This window comes from Endozoicomonas sp. SESOKO3 (assembly GCF_024606255.1).
The window spans coordinates 1-10,553 of record NZ_JAHHPR010000786.1; the positions used below are offsets into that span (position 1 = coordinate 1).

Annotated in this window: 6 protein-coding genes; all 6 read right to left on the reverse strand. The window is 46.6% G+C overall.

The window, feature by feature from the left end; genetic code table 11:
• Window positions 1-205 precede the first annotated feature (205 nt).
• Window positions 206-1,981, reverse strand: coding sequence for a hypothetical protein (locus KDK18_RS13815; RefSeq protein ID WP_257255513.1), 1,776 nt, complete (start codon window positions 1,979-1,981; stop codon window positions 206-208).
• A 278-nt stretch (window positions 1,982-2,259) separates the two neighbouring features.
• Window positions 2,260-3,792 carry a hypothetical protein gene (locus KDK18_RS13820; protein WP_257255514.1) on the reverse strand — a complete coding sequence of 511 codons (1,533 nt, stop codon included), beginning with the start codon at window positions 3,790-3,792 and terminating at the stop codon, window positions 2,260-2,262.
• A gap of 97 nt (window positions 3,793-3,889) precedes the next feature.
• Complete coding sequence (locus tag KDK18_RS13825; protein ID WP_257255515.1) at window positions 3,890-5,374, reverse strand: hypothetical protein; 1,485 nt, start codon at window positions 5,372-5,374, stop codon at window positions 3,890-3,892.
• 165 nt (window positions 5,375-5,539) lie between these two features.
• Window positions 5,540-7,153 carry a hypothetical protein gene (locus KDK18_RS13830; protein ID WP_257255516.1) on the reverse strand — a complete coding sequence of 538 codons (1,614 nt, stop codon included), beginning with the start codon at window positions 7,151-7,153 and terminating at the stop codon, window positions 5,540-5,542.
• Window positions 7,154-7,307: 154 nt separating this feature from the next.
• On the reverse strand, window positions 7,308-8,801 hold the full coding sequence (locus KDK18_RS13835; protein WP_257255517.1) for a hypothetical protein: 1,494 nt from the start codon (window positions 8,799-8,801) through the stop codon (window positions 7,308-7,310).
• A 142-nt stretch (window positions 8,802-8,943) separates the two neighbouring features.
• Window positions 8,944-10,467, reverse strand: a complete 1,524-nt coding sequence (locus KDK18_RS13840) for a hypothetical protein (RefSeq protein WP_257255518.1) — start codon at window positions 10,465-10,467, stop codon at window positions 8,944-8,946.
• Window positions 10,468-10,553 lie beyond the last annotated feature (86 nt).

Below are 10,553 nucleotides of genomic sequence, written 5' to 3' on the forward strand. Positions count from 1 at the left end.
TCCTCAGAAGCAGAAATTTTTATCCTCAATTTCTTGCAATCCTCGCTACGGACGCATAAGTCCGACAGGCTGCTTGCACTTCCTGAACACTATGGGCCGAAGAATGATCGGTTCGCAGTGCGCTGGATATACCTTTCAGGTTCCCACGCCGATGTATGGGAACCGGAGTTTTGCCAAGGCCTTTTCAAGCCGGAGAGGTTAAGAGTCATAGAGATGACAATATAGCCAGAGTGGTTATTACGCCTATAGCAGAAGTCACTGCGGCTTTACGCGCTGATGAAGTGGGAACAACTGTCGTATTTATACTTGATGGAGTGGGGAGTGATATTGTATTTGATGAATTGGAGAGTGATGTTGTGCTTGATGAGTTGGTGGTCACAACTGTGCTTATATTCGATGCATCGAGGAACGCATTACTACCCGCAATGAAACCAGAGAATGTATTGACTTTCTGGCAGACTTCCGTGGCAAAGTAGAACTGACCCAAGAGGTTGACCAGTCCGGTGCAGGCAGTGGCTGGGGAATCATTTATGGCGGTCCAGATATTCACGGTTGTTTGAGTGGGAATTGGCCAGACATCAGGTGAACTCATGACTTTTTCGCACAATCTTTGTTTAGTCATGTCATCCAGCGTTATGTGGGCTGCTATCAAACTGAACCGTTCCAGCGGCTGCCACCAGGGTCTGATTGCCCGCAGGTGGTTACAAACCAGGTTCAGAGCAACTTGTCCACTGATGGTTAAAGCGGTCTGTGTTGTTTTGATCTGATTGCCAATCAGGTAAAAAAGAGGAAATCTTGTTTCGTTTTCTGTGGTTCCTACAAAAACGAATCCGCCTTTGCGAACAGGGTCGAGATTTGTAATACCATGATTGGAAATGTCTACCGTGTTTTTGAAGACATCCATGCTGGCTTTGGGACCCAGTCTGAACTCTCCCGCCTCCGCCATATCGCCCTGGAATGTATTCCCAATAACAGCTAACAGACCTGACCTGTTCCTGATGGCAGGAAGATTAATGAGTATTCCCTGGTCAGGAATAACATCAGCAATCAGACGACTTTGAAGCGTAGTGTACTTTTTACCAATGATCGTGTTGTTGGCGAACTCCAAACCCGGACCTCGGTGCCAATAAAAGACCGATAAATTCAGAGGTTCCTTGCAGTCAAGGTTAACTGCGGCCCGGCTGGGAATATGAAATACGTTCTCTTCTAAAATCAGTCGCCGGTTGTAGCATTCTGCGTAAATAATGGACTCAACTGATGGAAAGTTATTCTCTCGAGTTGGACTGAAAGTAACGTGTCGTATATTACTGCTTCTTCTTTCTCCAAACCGGAAGTTATCGGGAGCTCCAACCCTGACCATGTACCTGACCATATATCCTGGCCGATCCCTGATAATAATTTCATAACCTTCATCAGCAGCTCCTATGATGTCCTGGCCGTCTTTCAAACGAATCTCGTCGTCGATAAAGTACTCGACCGTGGTTTTCACTGGCACAGGGCTTGCGGATGAAGAAGGCATCACTGTCGTGCTGTTTGACTGAACTACCGGGTTAGAGGTCGTATTCGTATTGACGGAAGCGCCAGCAGGGAAAGAGATGTTAGCAGGAGTAGGGGCATAGACAGAGACAGAGGCAGAGGCTGAGACAGAGGAAGTGACAAGGCTGGGGGTACTGGGGGTAGGGACGGTTTCCGAGGAGAGCAGGATGACGGTGTTCTCAGGAATCCGTTCTACCAACTTGTTTAGATTCTCTGTCGGATTGGCTTTTAGAATAATGCACTGTCGATTGTAAATAAGATCGCTATAAAGGCTTATTTGCCTGTCAACCCCCATTGACTGGGGTGAAAGATGTTCGCACAATTCTGTAGAGAGGGGGGGCTGAGTAGAGGGGCTTACGCTTGTAGATTGAGCCTGTAAGCTCAGAGCCTGTAGGAGGAGTATAGGAGTGATTAAACGGGCTAAATAACATTGCAGTTTGATCATGTTCAGAACTCCCGGTCAGGCCCCTAGATAGGAAGCCTAGTCGCTGCATTTCTACTTATCCATTAATACGAATAAGATGTTGCGAGGAAACAGGTGGACTATGCCGTCTCCTTCTCTCCATTATTTTGAGTCACCTCATGAAATAACCAAGTCGCCTACCCGAAAAATCCAGTGGATTGCCTGTCGGCAACCACTGATTAAGAGGGTTAAGTGCTTTTTCCCAGAATTCCGGTTCTGACTCCTGAGCCACTCATAGAGCCCGTTCCTTAGCTAACTGGTTATAAATTCAACAACACAGCCAGGGAGGCCATGACACCCAGAGCAGTGCTTATGGTCGTTGCATCTACAGATGATACAGTGGAGATCCTGTCGGAGCTGGACTTCGTAACAATAATGGTCACTGTCGGGCAGATACTAATGACTGTCGGGCAGTGGTGTGTAAAGTCAAAGAAGAACGTACCTACAAAGTTGGTCATTCCACTCAAAGGGGCTGCTGTGGAATTGTTGATGGCCGACCAGGTATTCACAATATGACAGTATGTGGGTGGACTGATTGATGCGCTAATTACGGTTGGACTCACGCATTTTTCGCACTCACCTGCCAAAGGCATTGGATTAAGGGCTGTGACGTTTTTTAGTTGAGCGTGTTGCCATGGATTGACTGCCTGCAGGAAGTTACAAGCCAGAGCCAGTGCGATCAGTGCCTCAATACTTATAGCGGTGTCTGTTACGCGGATCTGATTGCCTGCCAGATTAAAGCGAGGAGGTTTTGCACCAGTATCTGTAATGCCAGTAAGAATAAAACCACCTTTTTGAGTTTGTTGACCACGAAGATCAAGATGTGTCCCGCCTGAGTTGTCAATGTCGATCGTGTTTCTGAAAATATCGATACTGGTTCCGGCTCCAAGACTAATCTTACCCACATCTGCCATCCTGCCTTGGAATCTGTTATCAACAATAGCGATTTTCTGTGACTGATTATAGATGGCAGGAAGAATAATATTTATCCCATACAAGGAGGTAATGTTGTGTGGTCCTGCGCTGAAAGTTTCACCTATTATCATGTTATCCGCAAACTGCAGGCCAGGGCCTGTGCGCTCGTCATCAGCAGATGCATCCAGAGATTTTCTGCAATCAAGTTCAACTCCGTACCAGTCAGGAAGATAGAATAGGTTGTTGGCCACAATCAGTCTGTGGTTATAGCAATATGCGAGAATAATACTTTTAATGGGTCTGTGGCCATCAGGTTCAGATGGCTGAAAAGTGATGTGTTTTATATGATTGTCTCTCGTTTCTCCAAAATGGAAGTCGCTTCTGTTTCCATGTCTGATCATGAACTGCTCTTTAAAACCTGTGGAAAGTGTGGTCACGATTTCAAAACCCTTATCAGCAGCCCCAATAATGTCCTGACCAGCCTTTAAGATTATTTCACTGTCAATGAAGTAACTAACCGGGGTTTTACCTGTCACAGGGTTAACGGATGGGGAAGGTGGCACTCCTTGGGGAGTGCTGGAAGAGAGTAGTATCACGGTGTTTTCAGGAATCTGGTTGATCAATCTGGCAGTATCTACTGTGGGGTCTGCATTAATAACAATGCACTGTCGTCCGCGAACAAGGCGACTATACTCGTCTAGCCGTTGGCGAACCCCCATCGTTTGTTCTGAAAGAGACTCGCACGATACCGTCGGATAGGGTGTTGAAGCTGTCGGGGATGTTGTTGAAGGTTGAAACGTCTGAGCCTCTGTAGAGAGAGCCTGTAACAGAAATACAGGGGCGATTAACCTAGCCAGATAACGTTGCAGCTTGAGCATTTTCAGGATTCCCTGGAATAGTCTATTGGAATCCTGGACGCTGCATTCAAAATTAGCCATAAGCCTGTGCTACCGTCTCAGTTCACATAATCTCAGGTTATAGATTCAACAATACAGTCAGAGTGGCCATGAAACCCAGAGCAGTTGTCATGACTGATGCAGTGGTGATCTCGTCAGTATTATTAAGCACTCTGCTATGATGGGTAGCAGTCGGCGCAGGAAGTGTCGGGCAGACTGCTGCGTCAAAGATGATCGGACCGTCGAAGTTTTCCAGTCCACTCAAAGGCGTCGCTGTGGAATGAGTGATGGCAGTCCAGGTATTCACAATCTGGTGGCAGGGTGTCATGGGAGTGGTAGCATTTGAGCCTGGGAGTTTTTTGCATTCATCTGCCATTGATAATGGATCAATGGCTTTCAGACTGTAGTAACTATTAATTTGATTCCAGAGATTAACGGCCCGAAACTGATTACATGCCAGTGTCACCGCAAGATGTCTATTGATGTTTATAGCGGTTGAAGTCAGTTGGATGTGGTTGCCAGCAAAATTAAAGAGAGGAGGTTCTGCACTGGTATTTCTGAGACCCAAAAGAGCAAAGGCCCCTCTTCGAAACTGTCGATTTAAATGAACTTCAGAACGAGTCCTGCCTGTATTGTTAATGTCGATAGTGTTTCTGAAGAGATCTGCATTACTTCCGGCTCCAATCGTAAACTCAGCCACTTCAGAGACTTTGCCCCTGAATGTGTTCTCAACAATAGCGATCTGTTTTGACTGTCTCTCGATGTTAGGAACACTAACAAATAATGCTTCCGTGGGAATCACGTCGTTGTTTAATGCCCTCAAGGTTTCACCTACGAAGGTGTTATGGGCTAAATGAATGCTTGGGCCCGGGCGCAAATTATTGGCAGATGCATCCAGGGCCTCTCGGCAAGAAAAGTAAACCGCAGCCCAGGTTGGAAGGTGGAATACGTTGTTTTCTATAATCAGTCTCCGGTTATAACATTGTGCGTAAATAGCAGAGTAAGTTGCATTGCGGGCATTTGCCTGAGTTGGCCGGAAAGTAACGTGTTTTATGTGATTGTCTCTTGCTTTTCCAAACTGGAAGTCATCACTGACTCCAACCCCGATCATATATCTCTCAGTAAAACCAGGATGCAGAGCGATGACGATTTCAAAACCATCATCAGCAGCCCCGATAATGTCCTGACCTTCCTTTAAAAAAATATTATCGCTAATCAGGTAACCTACAGAGGTTTTACCCGTTACAGGCGTCACAGTTGGAGAAGTGGTTCTGGAGGACAGCAGGATAACGGTATTTTCTGGTATCCGTTTTATCGACTCACTCAAATCATCAGCGGGCTTGGCGCTGAGAACAACGCACTGCCGTCCACGAACAAGCTCATTATACTGTTGTAGTCGTTGCATGACCCCCATCGATTCTCCGGAAAGAGAACCGCACGATACTGTTGGAAGAGGCGTCAAAGTAGCAGGTGCGCTGGTCGAGGTCTGAGCCTGCAGAACCAGCGCCTGAAACAGGAATAAAGGAGCTATCAACCGGATCAAATTACGATGAGGCTTCGACATATTCAGAACTTCCGGGAAAGCCTGAGAAGAAATCCTAGTCCACGTATCTGTAGCTATCCATTAATATCGTGAATATATTTCAAGAAAATCAGACGTTCACAGGCCGGGAGCATGGGAACCATAGTGTTATGACAGCCTCTTTAAAACGTGAGAAATGGGTTCAGGTTATTGAATGAATAACAGGCTCAGTGTGGTCATGATACCCAAAGCGGTCGTCGCGGAGGTTCTTCCCGCTGACGAACTGGTAATATCATCAGTGACGTTTTGACACTCAAACAAAATGAGAATTTCATCAGTGTCGTTTTGACCCGCTGGTGTCGAGCTAATAACAGCAGGGGGTGAAGTGACTGTCGGGCAGATTGATGGGTCAAAGTAGAACTGACCCTCAAGGTTAGTCAGTCCGCTGATAGCAGTAACCGAAGAGTCATTGATGGCCGTCCAGATATTGACAATCTGGCAAAGTGTTGGTGGAAGGGTTGTCATGCCAACGTTTGAACTCAGGGCGTTATTGCACTCACCGGCCAGTGGTAATGGATTCATGGCTTTCAGGCTGTATTTTTTTTGCTTTTGTCGCCACGGACTGACTGCCTGCAGATGGTTGCAAGCCAGAGTTAGCTCAATCTGTGCCTCGACACTTATAGCGGTATCTGATACTTCGATCTGATTGCCCACCAGATTAAATTGAGGAGGTTCTGCATTGGTATCTGTATGACCAATCAAACCGAACCCTCCTGTTCGTTGAACTTCTCCTCTAATAATTTCCCGAGATGTCTTGCCAGTATTGTTGATGGCGACAGTGTTTCTGAAGATGTCCATATGGCCTCCGGGTCCAAGAATAAATTCACCCGCCTCTGCCATCTTTCCCTGGAATGTGTTCTCGATAACAGCGAGTTCCGCTGTCTGGTTTTTGATGTTTGGAAGTTGAATAAATATCCCTCTTAAGGGTATGAAGGTGACTTTAGACTCGCGGATGGTTTCCCCCTTGACCGTGTTATTGACGAACTTCAGGCCAGGACCACTGCGTAGACCACTCGCCGATGCATCCAGAGATCTATAGCAATCAATTCTCACTCCGATCCAGTTTGGAAGATGAAATACGTTGTTTTCTATAATCAGTCTCCGGCTATAGCATTTCCCAAAAAAAATAGAATGAATAGGGTTGTAACCCTTAGGTTCAATTGGCCAGAAAGTAAGGTGGCCTATATAGCTGTCTTTTATTTCACCAAACTGAAAAGTGCTTCTTTTTCCAACCACGATCATATATTGATCCAGGAAATTTTCGCCAGGCGAAATGACGATTTCAAAACCGTCATCAGCAGCCCCAAAAATATCCTGACCGTCTTTCAAAACTATTTCACTATCAATAAAGTAGTTAATCAGGATTTTACCTGTCGCAGAGGTAACAGACGAAGAAGGCTTCACTGTAGGGGGCGTCATGGAATGGGTCGTCCTGGAGGGGGGCGTCCTGGTAGGGGGCGTCCTGGAAGAAAGCAGTATCACGGTGTTTTCCGGAACCCGTTCGATCAATTGAGCTAAATCCTCTGTCGGGTCGGCATAGAGAACAATACATTGTCGTCCACGGACAAGTTCGCTGTATTGGTTTAGCCGTTTATGAACCCCTGTCGTATTTCCTGCAAGAGTCTTGCATGGCACTGTTGCAGCGGGTGATGTAGAAAAAGGGGCGACAAATTGAGTTGTGTTCTGAGCCTGAAGGCCAGGGGGCTGTGAAAGAAGCAGAAGAGCGAACAACTGGGCCAAATGACGCATCAAAATAATCATTTACAGGACTCCCGGGAATATCTTGACTGGCATCCTGGCATTTATACGTATCCATTAAGGACGTGAAAATATTTCAGGAAAATCACATGTTCACACGCCGGGATCATGGGAACCAAAGCGTTGCAACAGCTTCTTTAAACGGGAGAAACTCTGGTTATTGAATCAATAATAAGTTCAGTGTGGTCATGATACCCAAAGCGGTCGTCGTGGCGGTTGTACCCGTAATAACAACAGAGTGTGAAGGGGCTGCCTGGCAGATGGCCGGGTCAAAGTAGAGCTGACCCTCGAGGTTGGTCAGTCCTTTTAAGGCAGTAGCCGGGGAGGCATCAATGGCCGTCCAGGAATTCACAATCTGACAGAGTGCAGATGGATGGCTGGTTGTGCCAACGCTTGAACTCAGGGATTTTTTGCACTGGTCTGCCAGAGATAATGGATCAACGGCTTTAAGGCTGTATCGATGTTTTTCCTGTCGCCAGGGTTTGACTGCCTGCAGGTAGTTGCAGGCCAGGGCCAGTTTCATTTGTCCATCGATATTGATGGCTGTATTTCTTACACGGATTTGATTGCCAGCCAGGTTGAAGAGAGGAGGTTCGGCATTTGAATCGGTAATACCCTTGAAAGCGAAACCATTTTTTTGCATACGATGTCCCATTTGCACTTCATGAGCGTTTGTGCCTCTATTATCGACGTCGATTCTGTTTCTGAAAATATTGATGCTGCTTCCTGGCCCAAGAGTGAACTTTCCCACTTCTGATATCTTGTCCTGAAATATGTTGTCAATAATAGCGAGCTTCTGTGACTGATGCTTGATGTCAGGATGATGAATAGTAACCGCTTCCGTTGGAATAAGTTCTCTGCCTCCCTGGCTATAGCTTTTGCCTTTTACTGTGTTGTGGGCAAACAGCAGGCCCGGCCCGGTGCGCATATCATTGGCCGACGCATCCAGAGATTGACTGCAATCAAGTCTGACTCCACTGTCTTTCGGAAGATGAAAGACGTTGTTTTCTATAATCAGTCTCCGGTTATAGCATTTCCCGAAAACAGTAGAGTGAATGGGTCTGAGGCCCTTAGGCCCTGTTGGCCGAAAAGTTATGTGTCTTATATTGTTGTCTTTTGTTTCTCCAAACCGAAAGTTACTGGTGTCTCCAACTCTTACCATAAATTGATCTGTATAACTTCCGTCAGGCATGATGACGACTTCGAAACCGTTGTCTGCTGCCCCGATAATATCCTGACCGTCTTTCAAAATTATCTCACTGCCAATCAGGTAATTAACAGGGGTTTTACCCACCACCGGGGTAACGGAAAAAGAAGGTTTCATGGTGGTGGTCGTCCCGGAGGAGAGCAGTATCACGGTGTTATCACCAAGCCGATTGATCAATTGAGCCAGATCCCCTTTCGGGTCGGCACTAAGAACAATACATTGTCGTCCGCGTACCAGTTCACTGTATTGGTTTAGCCGTCGCTGAACCCCTGAAGTCTGACTGGTAAGGTTGTCGCACAATACCGTCGTTGGCGGCAGGGTTGTCTGAGCCGGCCTTGTGTATTGAGTCGTGTTCTGAGTCGTGTTCTGAGCTTCCGGACTCAGAACCTGTAACAGGTATAGAGGAGCGATTAATTGAGCTAAATGATGATGCAACTTAATCATTTTCAGGACTCCCATGAAAATGCTGACCTGAATCCTAGCCTATGAACTTATACCTATCTATTAAGGATGTTAAAACATGTCCGGAATATCGCTGGCTGCTGTTTTTGAGGCAGCTTCTTTATAGCGCAGAGGCGAGTTCAGGTTACAGATTCAACAACAGGGCCAGTGTGGTCATAATTCCCAAAGCGGTCATAGTGACGGTTGTGCCCTTAATAGCAGCAGAGATTCTGGTTGAAGTGCTTGTCTGGCAACTGGCTGAGTTAAAGTAGAACTGCCCCTCGAGGTTGGTCAGACCACTGATAGTACCCGCAGGAGAACCATTGGTAGGCGTCCAGGTATTGACAATCTTACAGAATGCAGATTGTGGTTTAGTGGCTCTTTGGTGAAATCTCAGGGGCTTTTTGCAATCGCCTGCCAGAGGGAATGGATCAATGGCGATCAGGCTGTATTTATGTTGTTCTTGTCGCCAGGGTTTGACTGCCTGCAGGTGATTGCAGGCCAAAGCCAGTTTAAGTTCTCCATCGATATTAATGGCTGTATTTTTTACGCTGATCCGATTGCCTGCCACATTGAAGAGAGGGGGTTCGGCATCGGAATCGGAATCGGCATCGGCATCGGCATATTCATCGGTAAGACCCGCGAGAGCCAAGGCATGTTTATGTGCACTGTGTCCCATGATCCATTCGTGATAGGTTGTGCCACTATTATCGACGTCGATAATGTTTCTGAAGATATTCATGCGGCTTCCGGACCCAAGAGTGAAATGTCCCACTTCTGATATCTTGCCTTGGAATACGTTGTCAATAACAGTGAGCTTCTCTGACTGATGCTTGATCCCGGGATAAGAAACAGCTAATGCTTCCAATGGAATAAAGTCTAAGTTGCTTATCAGGCTGTAGCTTTCGCCTTTAAATGCGTTATTGGCAAACAGCAGGCCCGGTCCGGTGCGTAAATTATTGGCCGATGCATCCAGGGTTCCTCTGCATTCAAGTCTGACTCCGATCGATTCTGTAAGATGGAATACGTTGTTTTCCATAATCAGTCTCCGGTTATGGCATTCTCCATAAACAATAGAGTTAACGCGTTTAAGTGTATGGCCTTCAGGGCTATTGTCACGGAAAGTTATGTGTCTTATGTTGCTGTCTTTTGTTTCTGCAAACTTAAAGTCGACGTAGTCTCCAACTCTGAGCATATATCGATTTGAATAACTTTTATCGGGCATGATGACGACCTCGAAACCATCATCAGCAGCCCCAATAATATCCTGACCGTTCTTCAAAAGTATTTCACTGCCAATAAGGTAATTTACGGGGGTTTTACCTGCCACCGTAGTGACGGAAGGAGAAGGCGTCATGGTAGTAGTTGTGCTGGAGGAGAGCAGTATGACGGTGTCGTCTGGAAGCCCGTTGATCAATTGAGCTAAATCCTTTGTCGGATCGGCACTGAGAACAACACATTGTCGCCCGCGAACCAGTTCGCTGTATTGGCTCAGCCGTTGCCGGACCCCTGAGGGCTGCCCGATAAGGCTGTCGCATAATACTTTTGCCGGGTAGGTTGTACCAGAAGGCGTTGTGGGTTTAACTGCGCTCTGAGCTCCCAGACTCAGAACCTGTGACAGGAATAGCGGAGCGATTAGCTGAGCTAAATGATAATGCAACTTAATCACTTTCAGGACTCACATGAAAATGTCAACCTGAATCCTAGCAGCCTGTCGGACTTAAGGCTGTCCTACTGCGGTTGCAATAAATTGGT